We start from the raw sequence: 19,546 nt of genomic DNA, 5'->3' as shown, positions 1-19,546 counted from the left end.
CCGTGAAGGCACTGCGGCCTCGACCACAGCAAGCACTTCCCAACCCGTCTCGGCGGTAATCACGAGGGCATCACGAAGCCTTGACGAGAGCTGTGGCATTCGTCACATGCCACTTGCAGGTGCCCAGGCGCGGCCGGGTGCGGCAGTGACTCACGAGCGACCCACAGCGGGCTCGCGGCCGGCCTCCGCGCACATCACAAACCGGCTATGACCTGGGCTGTATAGGTATACGCGGAGTTCGCGCGCACGGTAGGTTCTTGCGCCATGGAGGAGCTGGACCGACAAATCGTGCAGCTGCTCGTCAAGGACGGGCGGATGAGTTACACCGATCTGGGCAAGGCCACGGGCCTGTCCACCTCGGCCGTGCACCAGCGCGTGCGCCGGCTGGAACAGCGCGGCGTCATCCGCGGGTATGCGGCCGTCGTCGACTCCGACGCCGTCGGGCTGCCCCTGACCGCCTTCATCTCGGTGAAACCGTTCGACCCCAGCGCCCCCGACGACATCGCGGAGCGGCTGGCCGGCGTGCCGGAGATCGAGGCCTGCCACAGTGTGGCCGGCGACGAGAACTACATCCTCAAGGTCCGCGTGGCCACCCCGCACGAGCTGGAGGAACTGCTGGGACGGCTCCGCGCGCTGGCCGGGGTGTCGACGCGCACGACGGTCGTGCTGTCCACCCCCTACGAGGCCCGGCCGCCGCGGATCTGAGGGGTCCCCGTGCCGGGGCGGCCCGGGCGAGGCGCGAGACTGTTCCCCATGAGCGAGCGCACCCCCGAGCCGAACACCGTCCTGCTCCGCCGAGGAGAGGTCCACAGCCCCGCCGACCCGTTCGCGACCGCGATGGTCGTCGAGCGCGGCCAGGTCGCCTGGGTCGGCTCCGAGGGCGCCGCCGACGCCTTCGCGGACGGCGTCGACGAAGTCGTCGACCTGGACGGCGCCCTCGTCACCCCGGCGTTCACCGACGCCCATGTGCACACCACCGCCACCGGCCTCGCGCTGACCGGACTCGACCTGTCCGCCGCCCCCTCCCTGTCCGCCGCCCTCGCCCTGGTACGGGACTTCGCCGCGGCCCGTCCGCAGGACAAGGTGCTGCTCGGCCACGGCTGGGACGCCTCGCGCTGGCCGGAGGGCCGCCCGCCCCGGCAGGCCGAACTGGACGAGGCCACCGGCGGCCGCGCGCTCTACCTCAGCCGGATCGACGTCCACTCGGCCGTGGTGAGCGCAGCCCTGCTCGAACTCGCGCCCGGCGCCCGTACGGCGGTCGGCTGGGCCGACGGCGAGCCGCTCACCCGCGACGCCCACCACGCCGTCCGCGCCGCCGCGTTCGCGGCTGTGACGCCCGCCCAGCGCGCCGAGGCCCAGCGGACCGCGCTCGCGCACGCCGTCTCCCTCGGCATCGGCTCCGTGCACGAGTGCGCCGGGCCGGAGATCTCCTCCGAGGACGACTTCACCGAGCTGCTGCGGCTCGCCGCCGAGGAACCCGGCCCGCGGGTCGTCGGCTACTGGGCCGAGCAGGACGTCGACAAGGCCCGGCGGCTGGGCGCCCTCGGCGCGGCCGGAGACCTGTTCGTCGACGGCGCCCTCGGCTCCCACACCGCCTGTCTGCACGCCCCCTACACCGACGCCGCCCACACCGGCACCGCCTACCTGGGCGCCGCCGAGGTCGCCGCGCATGTGACGGCCTGCACCGAGGCCGGTCTCCAGGCGGGCTTCCACGCCATCGGCGACGCCGCCGTCACGGCCGTCGTCGAAGGCGTGCGCGCCGCCGCGGAGAAGGTCGGCCTCGCCCGGATCCGCGCCGCCCGCCACCGCGTGGAGCACGCGGAGATGCTCACCCCCGAGACGATCGCCGCCTTCGCCGAACTCGGCCTCACCGCCTCGGTCCAGCCCGCCTTCGACGCCCTGTGGGGCGGCGACGAGGGCATGTACGCCCAGCGGCTGGGCGCCGAGCGGGCCCGGACGCTGAACCCCTTCGCGGCCCTGCTGCGGGCCGGCGTCCCGCTCGCCTTCGGCTCCGACAGTCCGGTCACCCCCCTCGACCCGTGGGGCACCGTCCGCGCCGCCGCCTTCCACCGCACCCCCGAACAACGCGTCTCCGTCCGCGCCGCCTTCACCGCCCACACCCGCGGCGGCTGGCGGGCGATCGGCCGCGACGACGCGGGCCTCCTGGTCCCGGGCGCGCCCGCGGACTACGCGGTCTGGCGCACCGAGGAACTCGTCGTCCAGGCCCCCGACGACCGGGTCGCCCGCTGGTCCACCGACCCCCGTTCCGGCACCCCCGGACTGCCCGACCTGACCCCCGGCGCCGACCTGCCGTTGTGCCTGCGCACGGTGGTGGGCGGCCGCACGGTGTTCGTGCGGCCGAGCGAGTGATCTCCCGGGGCCGCACGGCGAAGATCACCCGTCCGCCCGCCGTAGTACGACCTGCGTCTCCTCCCCGCTGACCAGGGCATTGACCGAAGAGCCGCAGGTCGAACAGCTGTTGACAGCCGACTGCGCAGGGCCGGTAGGTTCGGCGGAGTCCACCACCGGACGCCCCGCCGGGGAACATCCGCGCACTCGCCGCGGCGCCGCTGGGTCAGGGACGGTGTGCCGCACCGGCACACCGCCACTGGCAGCCAGGCTCAGCGCCCGCGCCGCAGCGAGGGAACGTTCCGGCCGGTCGGGGAGGTGTGACCCGGGTGGGGCCCGGGCGCTCAGTAGACAACGGCTTTCGGTCGACCCGCAGCCAGCGGGTCCCGGGCCGGCCCGAAGGGCGCCGGGCCCCCATCCGCAGCAGGCTTGCCCGCACCCGTGCGGGGTAGGTGTGCAGATACGAGCCTGCAGATACGAGCCTGCACATACGAGCGGGCACATACGAGCGGGCACATACGAGCCCAAAAGCAGATTCTTACCCCGCCCTCGCGGAGACGACACCACCATTCGAACGTCCAGTCACGTCCGCTTCAGCGGCGGCCACTATGGTGGTCCCCTGCGTACGGACATGAAGGGGCAGTAGTGAACGACGGCGACGGGACCCTCGCGGCACAGGACCGAGCGAGGCGGTTCGGCCCGCTCGGCACGGCCTTGGTGATCATTCCGACCTACAACGAGGCGGAGAACATCAAGGGCATCGTGGGCCGGGTACGCAAGGCCGTCCCCGAGGCCCATGTCCTCGTGGCCGACGACAACAGCCCCGACGGCACCGGCAAGCTCGCCGACGAACTGGCCGTCGGGGACGACCAGGTCCGGGTCCTGCACCGCAAGGGCAAGGAAGGCCTCGGCGCCGCCTATCTCGCGGGCTTCCGCTGGGGCCTGGAGAACGGCTACGGCGTGCTGATCGAGATGGACGCCGACGGTTCCCACCAGCCCGAGGAACTCCCGCGCCTGCTCACCGCGCTCAAGGGCGCCGACCTGGTCCTCGGGTCGCGCTGGGTGCCGGGCGGCCGCGTGGTGAACTGGCCCAAGTCCCGCGAGGTCATCTCCCGCGGCGGCAGCCTCTACTCCCGCCTCGCCCTCGACCTCCCGCTGCGCGACATCACGGGCGGCTACCGCGCCTTCCGCCGCGAGACCCTGGAGGGCCTCGGACTCGAGGAGGTCGCCTCCCAGGGCTACTGCTTCCAGGTCGACCTCGCTCGCCGCGCGGTCCGGGCCGGCTTCCACGTCGTCGAGGTGCCCATCACCTTCGTCGAGCGCGAGCACGGCGACTCCAAGATGAGCCGCGACATCCTCGTCGAGGCGCTGTGGCGGGTCACGGCCTGGGGCGTGGGGGAGCGGGTCGGCAAGATCACCGGCCGCGCCGCCGACCAGCCGGAGCGCCCGGAGACCCCCGCGAAGTCTCACAGCGACGGCTGACGGTCCGCTTATCCCGTTCTGAGCCGGGTCCGGGCACACTGGACGTATGACGACAGGCGCCCCGACCCCCGCATACCCGACGACGACCTCCCCCCAGCAGCCCCGCCGCTCCCGTCTGCGCACGTTCCTGCCGCTGGGCCTCGCCGCGTGGCTGGTGCTGGAGATCTGGCTGCTGACCGTGGTCGCGGGCGCGGCCGGCGGTTTCACGGTCTTCCTGCTGCTGCTCGCCGGGTTCCTGCTCGGCGCGGTGGTCATCAAGCGGGCGGGCCGACGGGCCTTCAAGAACCTGAACGAGGCACTGCAGCGCGGCACTGCCCCCAGCCGCGGCGGCGGCAACGGCCTCATGATGCTCGGCGGCCTCCTGCTGATGATCCCCGGCCTGGCCTCCGACGCCCTGGGCCTGCTCCTGCTGCTCCCGCCGGTCCAGAAGGCCATCGGCGCCTACGCCGAACGCAAGCTCCGCCAGGCCGCCCCCGGCACCCTCGGCGACGCCTTCCAACAGGCCCGAATCCACCGCCCGGACGCCAAGATCGTCCCGGGCGAGGTCATCAGGGACGAACAGTGAGCAACTTTCTACGCGGGCCGGCACCCTCTTGAGCGGGCCGGCACCCTCCAGCCCGTCCGGCGTTTGAGGACAAGGCCCGTTCAGGGCCGTAGGGGGGTCTGGGGGCGCAGCCCCCAGGACCGGTAGCCCGACCAGGCCACACACGCCAATGACCGCGGGCGCCGTACGTGAAGTCACGTACGGCGCCCGCGGTCATTGGCGTGCGTTTCTTACCGGCCTTCGGCTATGCCGATTTGCGGCTGTCCCGGGGATGCACCGCAAGGTTCATCGCCCCGGACCGCAGCACGGCCAGCCGCTCCTCGAGGACCTCTTCGAGTTCCTCGCGGGTCCGCCGCTCCATCAGCATGTCCCAATGCGTACGCGCGGGCTTGGCCTTCTTTTCCTCAGGGCCGTCGCCGTCGACGAGGAGTGCAGGGGCTCCGCAGACCTTGCACTCCCACTCCGGCGGAATCTCCGCCTCGACCGAGAAGGGCATCTCAAAGCGATGTCCCTTCTCGCATGCGTACTCCACGGCCTGGCGCGGGGCCAGGTCGATACCGCGGTCCGTCTCGTAGCTGGTCACCACGAGGCGCGTGCCGCGAAGAGCTCGCTCACTCATGAATCGTGCCTCCCGGGCTTGTCGCCCACAGGACAGGTGTCGCTGTCGTCGTCATCCGGTCAACGTCCGGTCGGCGGTAAAGATTCCCGTTCCGAGTCCCGTTCCGGGTCAGGCGTCGCCGTCGTAGCCGCAGCCTTGTCAACCAGTGCAGTACCCACCGGCGTCCGGTTTGTCACATCTGAAAGGAGATGTCACCCAGCGTTTCGGCATCTTTGACGCGCAGTAACGGTACGCCTGGCAGGCCAAACGCGTACACTACCGCCCTTTCGCCTTGAGTGCTAAATCCTCTCGGGGACGGGATTCCCCACGGCCTCGATCGCCCGCCGCACGGGGACCCGCGCGAGCAGCAGGAACCCGATGACGAAGAAGACCACCAGGGAGATGATCGCGTCCCGATAGCTGCCGGTGACCTGGTAGGTGATCCCGAACAGCAGCGGGCCGAGCCAGCTCATGCCGCGGTCGCTCATCTCGTACGCGGAGAAGTACTCGGCCTCCTTGCCGGGCGGGACGAGATGGGAGAAGAGGGAGCGCGAGAGGGCCTGGCTGCCGCCGAGGACCAGTCCGATCGCGGCCGCCAGCAGGAAGAAGCCCACCGGCGCCCCGGCCGGCAGGAAGTACCCGGCGCCCAGCGTCAGCGTCCAGGCCACCAGGGAGCCGAGGATCGTCCGCTTCGCGCCGTACGCCCTGGCCAGGCGTCCCATGCTCAGCGCGCCCACGACGGCGAGCACCTGCACCAGCAGGACGGCGCCGATCAGCGTGGACTGGCTGAGGCCGAGCTCCTCGGAGCCGTAGACCGAGGCCTGGGAGATCACGGTCTGGATGCCGTCGTTGTAGACGAGGTACGCGAGGAGGAAGGCGAGGGTCAGCGGGTGGCGGCGCATGTCGCGGACCGTCGCCGCGAGCTGGCGCAGCCCCGGAGCCGTCGCCGTCTCCTTGCCTTCCGCGCCTTCCGCTCGGGCGGCGGCCGGACGGTCGCGCAGCCGCAGCAGCGGGACGAGCGTGAAGCCGCCCCACCACAGCCCGGCGGAGGCCAGACAGATCCGCACGGCCGTCGACTCGGAGACGCCGAAGGAGTCGTGGGCGAGATAGAGCACCAGATTGACGACCAGCACCAGCGAGCCCGCCGCGTAGCCGAACGCCCAGCCCCGCGACGAGACCGCGTCGCGCTCCTCGGGCGAGGCGATCTGCGGCAGGTAGGAGTTGTAGAGCATCATCGACACCGACTGGGCCGCGTTCGCCACGATCAGCAGCGCGCCGCCGAGCAGATAGCGGTCGCCGCCCAGGAAGAACATGCCGGCGGTGGCCGCGGCGCCCACATAGGCGGCCGCGCCCAGCAGCGGCTTCTTACGGCCGGTGCGGTCGGCGGCCGCGCCCACCAGGGGCATCACCAGGACGGCCACGATCACCGACAGGGACACCGAGTACGCGAAGAACGACCCCGCGCGGACCGGGATGCCCAAGGGGTGCACATAGCCGTCGGCATCCGCCGCATGCTTGGCGACCGACGTCAGATACGGGCCGAGGAACACGGTGAGCACACTCGTCGAGTAGACGGAGCACGCCCAGTCGTAGAAGTACCAGCCGCGCTGCTCGCGCCGCCGCTCGGCGGCCTCGTCGGACGCCGTCGTCCGCACGGTGTCGATGCCCACCCGCGCCCTCGCTTCCCGCTCCCGCAACCGCGCGCGGGGGCGGGCCCGAGGTCAGACCCAGACGCCCCGGTCCTCCATGACCTTGCGCAACGTGTCGATGTGATCGGTCATGATGCCATCGACTTCCAGGTCCAGGAGCCGATGCATCCGATCCGCGTCGTTGATCGTCCACACGTGCACATGCAGCCCGCGCGCGTGGGCGGCGCGGACGAAGTGCCGGTCCACGACCGGGATGCCCGATTGGGCCTCGGGCACCTGCGCGGCGACCGCCGAGCGGCGCAGCGCCGCCGGCACGCCCCAGGACCGCAGCCGCAGGTTGAGCACGCCCCGGGTGCCGTACGAGGTCGCCAGGCGCGGCCCGCCCAGCCGCTGGGCGCGCACGACCCGGGCCTCCGAGAACGAGCCGACGCAGACGCGGTCCCACGCGTTCTTCGACGCGATCAGCTTGAGCAGCGGGTGCAGGGCGGGCTCCGCCTTGAGGTCGACGTTCCACCGCACCTCGGGGAAGGCCTCCAGCAGCTCCTCGAAGAGCGGCACCGGCTCCTTCCCCGCCACGCGCGCGTGGCGCACGTCCGACCACGGGAGGTCGGCGATGCGGCCCGCGCCGTCGGTCAGCCGGTCCAGCGTCGCGTCGTGGAAGGCGACGAGCTTGCCGTCCCGCGTGGCGTGCACATCGGTCTCGAGGTAGCGGTAGCCCGCCTCGACGGCGCGCCGGAACTGCGCCACGGTGTTCTCCAGGCCGTCCGCGGCCCCGCCGCGGTGCGCGAACGGAATGGGCCCGGGATGGTCGAGGTACGGGTGGCGTATCACGGTGGTCACGGACGAAGTATTGCTCCCTGGGGTGTCCCGACGGCAACGACCGTGCTGCCGCCGGATGCCGCGGGAACGGCGAACACCCGAAGGAACAGCTGGGCGAGCGGACCGATCGCCACCGCGTAGAGCAGCGTGCCGACTCCGATGGTGCCGCCGAGGGCGAACCCGGTCACCACGACCGCCACCTCCACCGCGGTCCGCATCAGCCGGATCGAACGCCCGGTGCGCCGGTGCAGCCCCGTCATCAGCCCGTCGCGCGGGCCCGGACCGAAACGGGCCGCGATGTAGAGGCCGGTGGCCACCCCGTTCAGGACGATCCCGGCCAGCAGCAGGGGCACCTGAACGGCCAGGGCGTCGGCCTGCGGGACCCACGCGAGCGTGCCGTCCATCGCGAGGCCGACGACGAAGACGTTGGAGACGGTGCCCAGGCCGGGGCGCTGACGCAACGGGATCCACAGCAGCAGCACCGCCGCGCCGACGACGATCGACACCACGCCGATGGTCAGTCCGGTCAGCTCGGCGAGCCCCTGGTGCAGCACGCCCCAGGGCTCCAGGCCCAGCCCCGCCTCCACGAGGAGGGCGGAGCTGGCGCCGTACAGCGCGAGACCGACGTAGAGCTGGAGCAGCCGACGGGTGAGGCGGCGGTCTCGGGGTGGCGACTCGGACAACGGGTTCCCCTGGTGGTGGTAGTGGCCTGACTCATGACACTCTGTGGCTTGGAAGAGAACGTCATCCATGGCCAATTCGGGGAAGGTGGACTGATCTGCATGGCGCAGTGGACCTCTGCGGTGGGGGCCGCACAGCTCGCGCGACTGCTCAAGTCCCAGCAGGACCGCCCGGCGGGCCCGGGCACGCGCCGTCCGCCCGCCTACCGCGCGCTCGCCGACGGCGTCCGGCTGCTGGTGCTGGAAGGCCGCGTCCCGGTCGCCGCCCGGCTGCCCGCCGAACGCGAACTCGCCCTCGCCCTGTCCGTGAGCCGTACGACCGTCGCCGCCGCCTATGAGGCGCTGCGCGCGGAGGGCTTCCTGGAGTCCCGGCGCGGCGCGGGCAGCTGGACGGCCGTTCCGGCGGGCAACCCGGTGCCGGCGCGCGGCCTGGAGCCCCTGCCGCCCGAGGCCCTCGGCTCGATGATCGACCTGGGCTGCGCGGCCCTGCCCGCGCCGGAGCCCTGGCTCACCCGTGCCGTGCAGGGCGCGCTGGAGGAGCTGCCGCCGTACGCCCACACGCACGGCGACTATCCGGCGGGGCTGCCCGCGCTGCGGGCGATGATCGCCGAGCGGTACACCGCGCGCGGGATCGCGACCATGCCCGAGCAGATCATGGTGACGACCGGGGCGATGGGGGCCATCGACGCCATCTGCCATCTGTTCGGCGGGCGCGGCGAGCGCATCGCCGTCGAGTCGCCGTCCTACGCCAACATCCTTCAGCTGATGCGCGAGGCGGGCGCCCGTCTGGTGCCCGTCGCGATGGCCGACGGGCTCGCCGGCTGGGACATGGACCGCTGGCGCCAGGTCCTGCGCGACGCCGCTCCGCGCATCGCCTACGTCGTCGCCGACTTCCACAACCCGACCGGCGCGCTCGCCGACGAGGACCAGCGGCGCCGGCTCGTCGAGGCGGCCCGCTCCGCCGGGACCGTGCTGGTCGCCGACGAGACCATGACCGAGCTGTGGCTCGACGACGACGTCGAGATGCCGCGGCCCGTGTGCGGCTTCGATCCCGCGGGGTCGACGGTGATCACGGTCGGGTCGGCCAGCAAGGCGTTCTGGGCCGGGATGCGCATCGGCTGGGTGCGGGCGGCCCCGGACGTCATCCGCAGCCTGGTCGCGGCCCGCGCCTACGCCGACATGGGCACGCCCGTGCTGGAACAGCTGGCGGTGAACTGGCTGTTCAGCACCGGCGGTTGGGCGCAGGCCGTCGAACTGCGGCGCAGCCAGGCCCGCGGGAACCGGGACGACCTCGTCGCGGCGGTGCGCCGGGAGCTGCCGGAGTGGGAGTACGCGGTGCCCAAGGGCGGACTGACCCTGTGGGTCCGGGCCGGCGGCCTCTCCGGATCGCGGCTCGCCGAGGCGGGGGAGCGGGTGGGCCTGCGCGTGCCGTCCGGACCCCGGTTCGGGGTCGACGGCGCTTTCGAGGGATATGTGCGGCTGCCGTTCACCGTGGGAGGCGCGGTCGCGGAGGAGGCCGCCGCCCGGCTGGCCGCCGCCGCCCGCATCGTCGAGAGCGGCGGCACGGCGGGCGGCGAGGGCCCCCGCACATTCGTCGCGTAGCGAGGCGGACCGCCGTCGGGGGCAGGCGAGGCGAGGGCCCTCATACCGGCGGGCCTGACCGTCCGCCTGCCCTCGCCGACGGCTCCACGACGCCCCCGAGGCTGACGGCGGTCCGATCGCCCGGCCCGTGGTGCCCGGTGGCCCCGGTCACTCGCTTGATGCCGGTATCTGCTGTTCGACGGCTGTGTCAATGGCCGCTGCCCTGCGGTTGGCCGACGGGTCGGTGGGGTGCTCGCGGGTGCGGCGGTCTTGGCGGTCCGCCTGTGGTGCCTGGTGGGCCCGGTTCGCTCGGCTGGTGTCGGCGCCTGCTGTGCGGCGGCTGTGTCCCTGGCTGGGGCTCTGCGGTTGCCAGATGGGTGTGCCAGGTGTTCGCGGGTGAGGGCGGTCCGGTCGCCCGGTTGTGGTGGGCGGTTGGCCCGGTCAGCCGCCTGGGGTCGGGACCTGGTCTGCTGCCGCTGCCTCCGTGACCGGGGTCGCCGCGGGCTCGGCCTTCGTCGGTGGCGGCAGGGTCTTGGTTTCGGCCGGGGCGGAGCGTGGGGGCAGGAGGTCCAGGACGGCCTGGCGGTGGGCGGCGCTCGTCGCGTCGTCGTAGGGGTCCGGGGTCGCCGGTACCTGGAGGCGGTGCACCGGGCCGGATCCCAGCCGGGCGTAGCCGCGGCCCGGCGGGACCTGGTCGACGGGAGTGGTGTGCGGGGGCGCGCCGAGGACCGTTTCCACCTGGGCGGTCGTCGCCGGGCCCAGCACGACACGCGCGCGCGTGTGCTGCCGTACCGCGTCGCTCAGGGAGTCCATGGTGTCGAACTGTTCGGCCACGACGACCGTGACCGCCGCCGCGCGGCCGTGCCGGAGCGGCACCTGGAGGAGGGACTGCGGGTCCTTGCGGCCGTCCGCCTCGGCCAGATGGGTGAACGTGGTGGCGCGGTCGAGGAGGATCCACAGCGGCCGCTTGGTGTCCTCCGGCGGCGGGTGGCCCGCCTGGCGGGCCCGGTTGGCGGCGATGAGCCGGCGTTCGGTCTCACCGGCCGCCCACTCCAGGGCGGTCAGCGCCCCGGCCAGCCCGACCTCGACGCCCAGTACGCCGTCCCGGCCGGTGAGGCACGCGTACTCGCCCGTGCCGCCGCCCTCGACGACGATGACGTCACCGTGGTGCAGGGCTTGCAGGGCGATGGAGCGCAGCAGGGTCGATGTGCCGCTGCCGGGCTGGCCGACCGCCAGCAGATGCGGCTCGGTGGAGCGGACGCCGGTGCGCCAGACGACCGGTGGGACGTCGCGCCGGTCCTCGCCGTAGGCCAGCGGGAGCGTCCGCTGGACCCGGGAGGGGTCGGTGAAGCCCAGGACCGTCTCGCCGGGGGCGGTGACGAAGCGCTGGGCGCAGAGGTCGGTGGGAAGGGCGGGCAGGACGCTGACCGTGAGCTCGTTGCCCTCCTCGTCCCAGGCGAAGAGGTACTCCCGGCCGCGGCCGGACTTCGCGGCGAGCAACTGCTCGATCCGCGCGCGGGGGCCGGCCTCGCCGTCCGGGAAGTAGGCCGGGTAGCGGATCACCAGGTGGGCGACTCGGCCCGAGTCGTCGAACCCCTGCTCGGGGAAGACCTTCTCCCAGTCGCCGCCGTGGGCGTACAGGGGAGAAGGGTCGTCCGCCGTGGAGAAGTACGGGACCAGGGCCTCGTACAGCACCTGGAGTCGCTGGATCTGCGATTCGTCAGGGCCTTCGGGAACCGGTGGGGTGCGGTCCCTGCCCTGCCAGGCCGCCGCCGCCATCAGGGTGATGACGGCGAGCAGCGGACCGTACGGCACCAGTACGACGACCAGGATGACCGAGGCCGCCAGGAACAGCAGCGGCCCGCGCTTGTCCTTGGGCGTCTCGGCCCATCTGCGCCGCCCGGCCGAGGCCAGCCGGCGCAGTCCGCGGGTGATCGTGATCAGCGGATGGAGGACATCGGTGGCACTGTCGGCCGCCGTCCGGGCCAGCTCCCGACTCCGGGCGATCTGTGCGCTGCCTGTGCTCAGGATGCTGGGGAGGGGGCGCCGGGCCACTGCTGTCTCCTGGAGGTGCGTACGGGCGGGACGTGCGGCGTCAGAACTTGATGCCGCCGAGAAGGCTGGCCAGGCTCTCGCCGCCGGCCTTGATGCTCGGGGCGATGGCCGTGCTGGCCATGTAGAACCCGAAGAGGGCCGAGACCACGGCGTGGGACGCCTTGAGCCCGTCCTTGCGGAAGAAGAGGAAGACGATGATGCCGAGCAGGACTACGCCTGACATGGACAGGATCATTTGGGTTCTCCTGGTTCGCGTGGGGACAGTCACCATGAGTACTTCCAGGCTCACAGGATGTATCCATACGATAAAAGGTGCAACTGGGTGAAAAACGTCTGATTTCCCCCAGCTGGCGGACGGTCCAGAGGGTGTCTGAGCAGGAGAACTGCGTCGAAAGGGGCCGTCCGTGATCTTTGCCGACGGCCGTACCGGCCATGTGTCCGACGAGCCAGTACGCTGGCGATTCACCTGAACGGTTGTAGCGAGAGGCGGTCCGGCCGATGACTGAAGCCCCCGACCCCGAGGTCGTGGAGCTGGCGACCAAGATCTTCGATCTGGCCCGTCAGGGGCAGACCGAGGAGCTCGTGGCGTACGTCGACGCGGGCGTTCCGGCCAACCTCACCAACGACCGCGGCGACTCGCTCGTGATGCTCGCCGCCTACCACGGCCACGCCGACGCGGTCCGGGCCCTGCTGGCCCGCGGCGCCGAGGCCGACCGGATCAACGACCGAGGCCAGACCCCGCTCGCCGGGGCCGTCTTCAAGGGTGAGACCGAAGTCGTCAAGGCCCTGCTCGAGGCCGGCGTCGACCCCTCACAGGGCACGCCGTCGGCCGTCGACACGGCCCGTATGTTCGGCAAGACCGAGCTGCTGGAGCTCTTAGGCGCGCACTGAGCCGACGTGTCCTGAGCAGGTCAAAGAAGTTCCTGACCAGGTAGAACAACGACCACGGGGGAGGCGGTACAAGGCCGCCGGAAATTTCGGTCGCGGCAGGTAGAACAGCCGGGTCATCATGACGTCGTGATTCACGGACGCGATGGCTGGGCAGGTGTTGCCGCACCGCGCGGGCCGTGATGCGGTCCGCATGGGCCACCGACGAGAGGCAGAGGAAAATGGTCTACAGCAAGCAGGAAACGGCGGGCGCCCCGACGCGTTGTCACGCGGCCAGGTAATGCACGTCCCCGGTTGCGTCGACGCTTGATGTGAGGCTGTTTCCCATGTTCGATCCGGTCATAGCGCCCAGCGGTACGCTGCTCGGCCTGCTCCAGAGGGGCCGCGGCGACGGCACGCTGCACGCGCTCACCGCCCCGCGAGCCGAGGCGCTCGCGGCGCTGAACCACTGTGTGCTGCGGGACCCCCGCCACGACTGGCAGGTGGAGAACCGCTCCCTTTACTACGCCCGCCTCTACCTCGACCTCAGCGGCGAGCTGGACGAGATCGAGGCCCACCTCTTCGACGTCGAGGACGTCTTCGACACCGAGGAGTCACGCACGGGCCTCGCCCTGGCCGTCCTCGGCCACCTCGCCTCCTACGGCAGGCGGGACGCCCTCGACCTGCTGCGCAGATACGCCGCCTCAGGCTCCAACTGGGCCTGGGCACTGGACGAGCTCGCCCTGCGGGACGACGACGCCGGCCTGCGCGCCCTGGCCGCGCCGGTGCTCGCCCGGTTCGCCACCGACCCCGAGGGCGAGGCCGAACTGGCCGCCGTCGTCCGGGACGCCTTCGAACCACGGCCCTGGCGACTGTGGGCCGAGGATCCACGCGACCACGTCTCCACGCGTGTGCGTGCCGCTCAGGAGGCCGGCTGTTTCGACCGCTGGCAACGGCAGCTGAGCCCCGGCGGACCCCGTCCGGGCTGGAGCGTGCAGGCCGTGTTCGAGTGGGCCCAACAGGGCATCGAACGCGGAGCCGCGCTCCATGTCCCGGCCGCCCGCTGCCTCTCCGCCGTCGCCGGACCCGAGGACCGCCCCGAGATCCTCCGGGCGGCCCAGGACGGCACCGAGGGAGCCCGCTGCACCGCCCTGCGCTACCTCGCCGACGCCAATGATCCCGACGCCCTGCTCCTGATCGAACAGGCCGCCGCGACAGGACCGACGCCGGTCGTCGAGGCCGCCGTCGACGCCTTCGAGCGCATGCGCAGCGTCGCCGCCGTCGACCGGGCCCGCGGCTGGGCCCACCGGCCCGACGCCCTCGGCGCCGCCGCCGGCCGCATGCTCGCCTGCCGGGGCGGCACCCGCGACAGCGACCTGGTCCTCGGCGCCCTGCGCGAGGCCGTACGCGGCGAGGGCTGCGACGCGCCGACGCTATGGACCCTCGTCGACGGCGCCGGCCGGCTCGGCATCGTCTGCGCGGCGCCCGTGCTGCGCCATATCTACCGCGAGACGGCCTCGTCCCATCTGCGCGGGCGCTGCGCCCGCGCACTCGCCGCCACCGACCCCTCCTACGCCGCCGGCTTCGCCGTCGAATGCCTCTGGGACTGCGAGGAGGGCACCCGCGAGATCGCCGCCCGGCACGCCGAGACCGGCGACGCCCGGGTCGTGGAACGCCTGCGCCGGCTCGCCGCCGACCCGGCCGAGGAGGCCGAGGTCCAGACGGCCGTACGGAGCCGGATCGGACCGGACGCGGCGTCCGCCATGTGAACACGACGCAGGCCGCCGCCCGAGGGGAGCCTGGCGGGGGCCTGCGCCTGTTCATGAACACCGAGTGGCCGGTGGGGCGGACGGTCATGGACGGCGTCCGGCCTGCGCGGTCCGGACCGGTCCGCACCGACTGCGCAGCGCAACGCTCATGGGACGTTTGTCGTTCGGAAAGATCCACTTTGACGCGGGCACGTCCAGGGCGGCGACAACACGGGTATGCGTGTCGTCATCGTGACCGAATCCTTTCCCCCCGACGTGAACGGCGTGGCCCATTGCGCCTTCCAGACCGCCCGACACCTCGTCGATCGCGGTCACGCCCCCGTCGTCGTCGCCCCGGCCACCGCCGCCGGGACCGGGCCGGACGCCGAAGCGCCCTGCCCCGTCATCCGCATCCCCTCCCTCCCGCTCCCCGGCTATCCCCAGGTCCGCGTCGCCCTCCCCAGCCGACGCGTCGCCGCCGCCATCGCCGAGCACGGCGCCGAGATCGTCCATCTGGCCAGCCCGTTCATCCTCGGCGTCCGAGGCATGGCGGTGGCCGCCCGGCTCGGCATCCCCGCCGTCGCCGTCTACCAGACCGACCTGGGCGGCTACGCCCGCACCTACGTGGGCGCCGGCGAGGCCGCGGCCTGGCGCCGGCTACGGTCCGTCCACGCCGCCGCCGACCTCACCCTCGCCCCCTCCAGCGCGGCCCGGCACGACCTGGACACGCACGGCGTGCCCCGGGTGAAGCTGTGGCCGCGCGGCGTGGACACCGCGCGTTTCCGCCCCCACCACCGAGACGAGGCACTGCGCCGCACCCTCGCACCGAACGGCGAGCTGATCGTCGGCTACGTCGGCCGGCTCGCCCCCGAGAAGCAGGTCGAGCTCCTGGCCGGAGCCTGCGCGCTGGACGGCGTCCGGGTCGTGGTGGTGGGCGACGGGCCCAGCCGGCCCGGACTGGAGGACGCCCTGCCGGGCGCGGTCTTCCTGGGCAAGCGCACCGGCGACGAACTCGCCCGGATCTTCGCCTCGCTCGACGTGTTCGTGCACACGGGCCCCTTCGAGACGTTCTGCCAGACCGTGCAGGAGGCCATGGCCAGCGGCGTGCCGGTGATCGCGCCCGCCGCGGGCGGCCCCCTGGACCTGGTCGACCACGGGCGCACCGGGCTGCTCTTCCCGCCGCGCGACGCCGCCGCCGTGCGCGACGCGGTGGCGGCACTGGCCGCCGACCCCGCGCGGCGGAGCGCCTACGCCGCCGCCGGGCGGGCCGCGGTCGAGGGCCGCACCTGGGCCGCCGTCGGCGACCGGCTCATCGGCCACTACGAGGACGTGCTCGCCGCACGCCGGCTGGTGGTGGCGGCATGAGCGGCATGAGCGGTATCAGCGTCACGAACGGCTTGAGCAAGGGGAACGCCGTGACCGATGTGACCGACGTGCGCGATGTGACTGACGTGAGCGAGGCGAGTGGCGTGCGCGACGTGAGCGAGGTGAGCGGCAGGAACGTTTCGGGCGCGTGCTCCGGGCCGCTGCGGATCGTGCGCCTCGCCAACTTCGTCGCCCCCGCCTCGGGCGGCCTGCGCACCGCCCTGCGCGAGCTCGGCAAGGGCTACCGCGCGGCCGGCCACGACTCGGTCCTGATCGTGCCCGGCGAGCGGACGAGCGACCGGGAGACCGAGCAGGGCCGGGTCATCACCCTGCCGGGTCCGCTGCTGCCCGGCACCGGCGGCTACCGCGTGCTCGCCGACAAGCGGCGGGTCGCCCGGCTGCTGGAGGAGCTCGCCCCCGACCGGCTGGAGGTCTCCGACCGGACGACGCTGCGCTGGACCGGCAAGTGGGCCCGGCGGGCCCGGGTGCCCGCCGTGATGGTCTCCCACGAGACCGCCGACGGCGTCCTGCGCACCTGGGGCGTGCCGGAAGGAGCGGCCCGGCGCGCCGCCGACTCGCTCAACCTCCGTACCGCCCACACGTACGCGCGCGTGGTGTGCACCACGGAGTTCGCCGAGCGGGAGTTCGTGCGGATCGGGGCGCGCAACGTGGTGCGGGCGCCGCTCGGCGTCGACCTCGTCGAACGGCACCCCGCCCTGCGGGACGAAGGGCTGCGCGCCCGGCACGCGCGCGTGGACGAGACCCTGCTGGTGATGTGCACCCGCCTCTCCGTGGAGAAGCGGCCCGGCACCGCGCTGGACGCCCTGGAGGCGTTGCTGCGGCGCGGTGCGCGGGCGGTGCTGGTCGTCGCCGGGGACGGGCCGTTGCGGCCGCGGCTGGAGCAGCGGGCGCGCGAGCGCGGGCTGCCCGTGACGTTCCTCGGGCATGTCGCCGACCGCGGTGCGCTGGGGGCCTTGCAGGCCTCGGCCGACGTCTGCCTGGCGCCGGGTCCCGCGGAGACGTTCGGCCTCGCCGCCCTGGAGGCCATGGCCTGCGGGACCCCCGTCGTCGCGAGCGCCTCCTCGGCCCTTCCCGAGGTGATCGGGGCCGCCGGGGCCACCGCGGCCGACGGTGGCGAGGCGTTCGCGGAGGCCGTGGAGCACCTCCTGGAGCGCCCTGCGGCGGCACGCCGGGAGGCGGCACGCGCGCGTGCGGAGTGCTTCGGCTGGGGGACGGCGGTCGACGCGTTCCTCGCGGCCCACGACGCGACGCTGTCGACTCCTGTGGCTCCTGTGGCTCCTGTGGCCCCTGCGGCCCCTGTGGTGCCGCTGGCGCGCGTTGTGTCCGGAGGCCTCGGATGAGACCCGTCCGCTTCGTCGCCCTCGGTGACTCGCTCACCGAGGGCGTGGGGGACCCCGTCGGCGAGGGCTGGCGCGGCTGGGCCGCACTGCTCGCCGAGGGCCTCGCCACGGAGCCTGTGCAGCCCGAGCACGCCGCGCAGGCCGTCGAGTTCACCAACCTCGCGGTCAGCGGGGCGCAGACGCGGGACGTCCTGGAACGGCAGCTACCGGCCGGCCTGGAGCTGCGGCCCGACGTCGTCTCCGTCGTCGTCGGCGTCAACGACACCCTGCGCTGCACCTTCGACATCCACACCGTGGCCGCGCGGCTGGACACGGTGTACGCCGCCTTCGCCGGGCAGGGCGCGGTCCTGCTCACCGCGTGTCTGCCCGACCCGGGCGGCACGCTGGGGCTGCCCGGGGCCCTCGCGCGCCCGCTGGCCCGCCGGCAGCGCGCGGTCAACGCCGTCGTCCACGCGCTCTCCGAGCGTTACGGCGCCGTCCATCTGCACGCCTCCGAGGGCGCCTGGCTGACGGACCGGGCCATATGGAGCGCGGACCGGCTCCATCCCGGCGAACGGGGGCACCGGCAACTGGCGGTGCGCTTCCACGCGCTGCTGGCGGAGGCGGGCCTGGCGACCGGGCCCGCGCCCTCGCCCGAGCCCGAGTTCCCGGCGCCCACGACGTCGGCGAGCCTGTGGTGGATCGCGACGGCGGGCACCGGCTGGGTGGCCCGGCGGTGCACCGACCTGCTTCCGCAACTGCTCACGCTGGCCGCCGACGAGATGCGTCACCGCGCGCGCGGGACGAGCGCGCGGCTCGACCTGCGGGCATCCGCGGCCGTCTCCGCCGCACTCGCCGCGCTGTCGGGGGCGGAGCGGCAGCCGGACGCGGCGTGAGCGAGCACGGGCTGCATCGGCTGAGTCGGCGGCACCCTCTGCATCGGTGTCACCGTCGGCGTACGGCCACGAAGCGGACCGGTGTCCCCGGCACCGCCTGGGCGGCGGCCGGCAGGTCGGCCGCGCGCACGACCCCGATCACCGGGTAGCCCCCGGTGGTCGGGTGGTCGGCGAGGAAGACCACCGGCCGGCCGGCCGGCGGGACCTGTACGGCCCCCAGGACCATGCCCTCGCTGGCGAGTTCCCCGCCCACCGCTCGCTCCAGGGCGGGCCCGTCGGTGCGCAGCCCGATGCGGTTGCTCGCCGAGGACACGAGGAACGTCCGCGAGGTGAAAGCGCGCACCGCGTCCGGGGTGAACCAGTCGTCGCGTGGGCCGAGCGTCACCCGCAGGACGAGTTCGGCCGGGGGCGCCGGCTGCGGGGCGACGTCCACACGTGTGTGAGCCCCGGCGGGCTCTTCCCCCAGGGGGAGAACGGCACCGACTGCGAGCGGCGCGGGTCCGAGACCGGAGAGCAGGTCCGTGGACCGGCTGCCGAGGACCGGCTCGACGACGATCCCCCCGGCCACGGCCACGTACGCGCGTACCCCGCGGACGGCCGGTCCGACGTCCAGCACCGCCCCGGCCGGCACGCGCACGGGTGCGCCCCAGGCGGCGGGGCGGCCGTTCACGGTGACCCGGCAGGGCGCGCCCCCGACCGCCACGGTCATGTCGGAACGCGGCCTGAGGGCGCAGCCGTTGAGCGTCGTCTCCAGGACGGCCGCGTCGGGCGGGTTGCCCACCAGCCGGTTGACCAGGGCGGCAGCGGGCGCGTCGAGCGCACCGGAACGCGGCACCCCGAGATGCGCGTGCCCGGCGCGGCCCCGGTCCTGCACGGTGGTGAGCGCTCCGGCGCGGACGACGCAGAGTGCGCGTTCGCTCATGCGGGCGCCGTCGTCTTCACCGGGTCCGCCGCCGTCGCCGGTTCCGTCGGAACGAAGCGCACGCGCGTCCCCGGCGACAGCAGTGCGGCCGGCACGCGCGCGTGGTCCCACAGCACCGCCTCCGTCGTACCGATCAGCTGCCAGCCCCCCGGCGACGAGCGTGGGTACACGCCCGTGTACGGCCCCGCCAGCGCCACCGAACCGGCCGGCACGGCGGTGCGCGGGGCGGCCCGGCGCGGGACGTCGTAGCGCTCGGGCAGGCCGGTCAGATAGCCGAAGCCGGGCGCGAACCCGCAGAACGCGACCCGGAACTCGGCGGCCGAGTGGATGCGGGCCACCTCCTGTTCCGCGACGCCCCAGTGCGCGGCGACCTCGGCCAGGTCGGGGCCGTCGTAACGCACCGGGATCTCCACCACGTCCTGCACGCGCGGGGGAACGGGCGGCACGACGGAGGCGGCGAGCTCGGCCGCCAGCCGGTCGGGGTCCGTCAGGCCGTCCAGGAGGACGGTGCGCGCCGCCGGGACGATCTCGCGCGCGCCGAGCAGGCCCGCCGTCCGGCGCCTCAGCAGCTCGGCGTGCAGGGCCTCGGCCTCCGCGCCCGACGCCACCTCGACGAGCAGGGCGTCGTCGCCCACGGGCAGGACACGGATG

At 73.5% G+C, this 19,546-nt stretch carries 18 protein-coding genes; 10 read left to right on the top strand and 8 right to left on the bottom strand.

The features are described 5' to 3' along the window. Positions 1-264: 264 nt before the first annotated feature. From ACWCPF_RS22800 to fxsA, 4 genes are all read left to right on the top strand, one after another. Positions 265-705, top strand: coding sequence for an Lrp/AsnC family transcriptional regulator (locus ACWCPF_RS22800; RefSeq protein ID WP_310433982.1), 441 nt, complete (start codon positions 265-267; stop codon positions 703-705). A gap of 48 nt (positions 706-753) precedes the next feature. After that, positions 754-2,370, top strand: coding sequence for an amidohydrolase (locus ACWCPF_RS22795; RefSeq protein ID WP_451046887.1), 1,617 nt, complete (start codon positions 754-756; stop codon positions 2,368-2,370). 624 nt (positions 2,371-2,994) lie between these two features. Continuing rightward, positions 2,995-3,831: a polyprenol monophosphomannose synthase gene (locus tag ACWCPF_RS22790; protein WP_451046886.1), complete on the top strand. Its 837-nt coding sequence runs from the start codon at positions 2,995-2,997 to the stop codon at positions 3,829-3,831. A gap of 46 nt (positions 3,832-3,877) precedes the next feature. Continuing rightward, entirely contained in the window at positions 3,878-4,396 is a 519-nt protein-coding gene (gene fxsA / locus ACWCPF_RS22785; RefSeq protein ID WP_451046885.1) for an FxsA family membrane protein, read from the top strand. A gap of 223 nt (positions 4,397-4,619) precedes the next feature. Here the strand turns inward: fxsA and ACWCPF_RS22780 are convergent, their stop codons facing one another. The 4 genes from ACWCPF_RS22780 to yczE all read right to left on the bottom strand — a co-directional run bounded on the left by ACWCPF_RS22780 (position 4,620) and on the right by yczE (position 8,124). Then, positions 4,620-4,994 (bottom strand): RNA polymerase-binding protein RbpA, encoded by a 375-nt coding sequence (locus ACWCPF_RS22780; RefSeq protein ID WP_020128921.1) that lies wholly within the window; start codon positions 4,992-4,994, stop codon positions 4,620-4,622. 278 nt (positions 4,995-5,272) lie between these two features. Beyond that, positions 5,273-6,643, bottom strand: coding sequence for an MFS transporter (locus tag ACWCPF_RS22775; protein ID WP_451046884.1), 1,371 nt, complete (start codon positions 6,641-6,643; stop codon positions 5,273-5,275). Positions 6,644-6,694: 51 nt separating this feature from the next. Next, a complete protein-coding gene (locus tag ACWCPF_RS22770) occupies positions 6,695-7,462 on the bottom strand; it encodes a glycerophosphodiester phosphodiesterase (protein ID WP_451046883.1) in 768 nt (255 codons plus the stop codon). Continuing rightward, complete coding sequence (gene yczE, locus ACWCPF_RS22765) at positions 7,459-8,124, bottom strand: membrane protein YczE (protein ID WP_451046882.1); 666 nt, start codon at positions 8,122-8,124, stop codon at positions 7,459-7,461. Before yczE ends, ACWCPF_RS22770 begins: the two co-directional genes overlap by 4 nt. 99 nt (positions 8,125-8,223) lie before the next feature. Between yczE and ACWCPF_RS22760 the strand changes: the two genes are divergently transcribed. Next, positions 8,224-9,723: an SCO1417 family MocR-like transcription factor gene (locus ACWCPF_RS22760; RefSeq protein ID WP_451046881.1), complete on the top strand. Its 1,500-nt coding sequence runs from the start codon at positions 8,224-8,226 to the stop codon at positions 9,721-9,723. A 420-nt stretch (positions 9,724-10,143) separates the two neighbouring features. On the opposite strand, the gene ACWCPF_RS22755 is transcribed toward ACWCPF_RS22760, so the two are convergent. Both ACWCPF_RS22755 and ACWCPF_RS22750 read right to left on the bottom strand, forming a co-directional pair. Continuing rightward, entirely contained in the window at positions 10,144-11,757 is a 1,614-nt protein-coding gene (locus tag ACWCPF_RS22755; RefSeq protein WP_451046880.1) for a hypothetical protein, read from the bottom strand. Positions 11,758-11,797: 40 nt separating this feature from the next. Continuing rightward, positions 11,798-11,992 carry a hypothetical protein gene (locus ACWCPF_RS22750; RefSeq protein WP_020128927.1) on the bottom strand — a complete coding sequence of 65 codons (195 nt, stop codon included), beginning with the start codon at positions 11,990-11,992 and terminating at the stop codon, positions 11,798-11,800. Between the two features lie 263 nt (positions 11,993-12,255). On the opposite strand from ACWCPF_RS22750, the gene ACWCPF_RS22745 reads away from it, so the two are divergent. The 5 genes from ACWCPF_RS22745 to ACWCPF_RS22725 all read left to right on the top strand — a co-directional run bounded on the left by ACWCPF_RS22745 (position 12,256) and on the right by ACWCPF_RS22725 (position 17,973). Beyond that, positions 12,256-12,648 (top strand): ankyrin repeat domain-containing protein, encoded by a 393-nt coding sequence (locus ACWCPF_RS22745; protein WP_451046879.1) that lies wholly within the window; start codon positions 12,256-12,258, stop codon positions 12,646-12,648. A 323-nt stretch (positions 12,649-12,971) separates the two neighbouring features. Further along, on the top strand, positions 12,972-14,393 hold the full coding sequence (locus ACWCPF_RS22740) for a HEAT repeat domain-containing protein (protein ID WP_451046878.1): 1,422 nt from the start codon (positions 12,972-12,974) through the stop codon (positions 14,391-14,393). Between the two features lie 216 nt (positions 14,394-14,609). Continuing rightward, positions 14,610-15,737 (top strand): glycosyltransferase family 4 protein, encoded by a 1,128-nt coding sequence (locus ACWCPF_RS22735; protein ID WP_451046877.1) that lies wholly within the window; start codon positions 14,610-14,612, stop codon positions 15,735-15,737. A 122-nt stretch (positions 15,738-15,859) separates the two neighbouring features. Next, a complete protein-coding gene (locus ACWCPF_RS22730; protein WP_451046989.1) occupies positions 15,860-17,098 on the top strand; it encodes a glycosyltransferase in 1,239 nt (412 codons plus the stop codon). Beyond that, entirely contained in the window at positions 17,095-17,973 is an 879-nt protein-coding gene (locus ACWCPF_RS22725) for an SGNH/GDSL hydrolase family protein (RefSeq protein WP_451046876.1), read from the top strand. Before ACWCPF_RS22730 ends, ACWCPF_RS22725 begins: the two co-directional genes overlap by 4 nt. 49 nt (positions 17,974-18,022) lie before the next feature. On the opposite strand, the gene ACWCPF_RS22720 is transcribed toward ACWCPF_RS22725, so the two are convergent. Next, positions 18,023-18,895 (bottom strand): 5-oxoprolinase subunit C family protein, encoded by an 873-nt coding sequence (locus tag ACWCPF_RS22720; RefSeq protein ID WP_451046875.1) that lies wholly within the window; start codon positions 18,893-18,895, stop codon positions 18,023-18,025. After that, a complete protein-coding gene (gene pxpB, locus ACWCPF_RS22715) occupies positions 18,892-19,545 on the bottom strand; it encodes a 5-oxoprolinase subunit PxpB (protein WP_451046988.1) in 654 nt (217 codons plus the stop codon). The genes ACWCPF_RS22720 and pxpB overlap by 4 nt, the downstream gene beginning before the upstream one ends. Position 19,546: the final 1 nt, after the last annotated feature.

This window comes from Streptomyces sp. NPDC001858 (assembly GCF_053594615.1).
The sequence above is the reverse complement of the archived record's forward strand: the minus strand, read 5'-3'. Positions and strand labels throughout refer to the sequence as shown.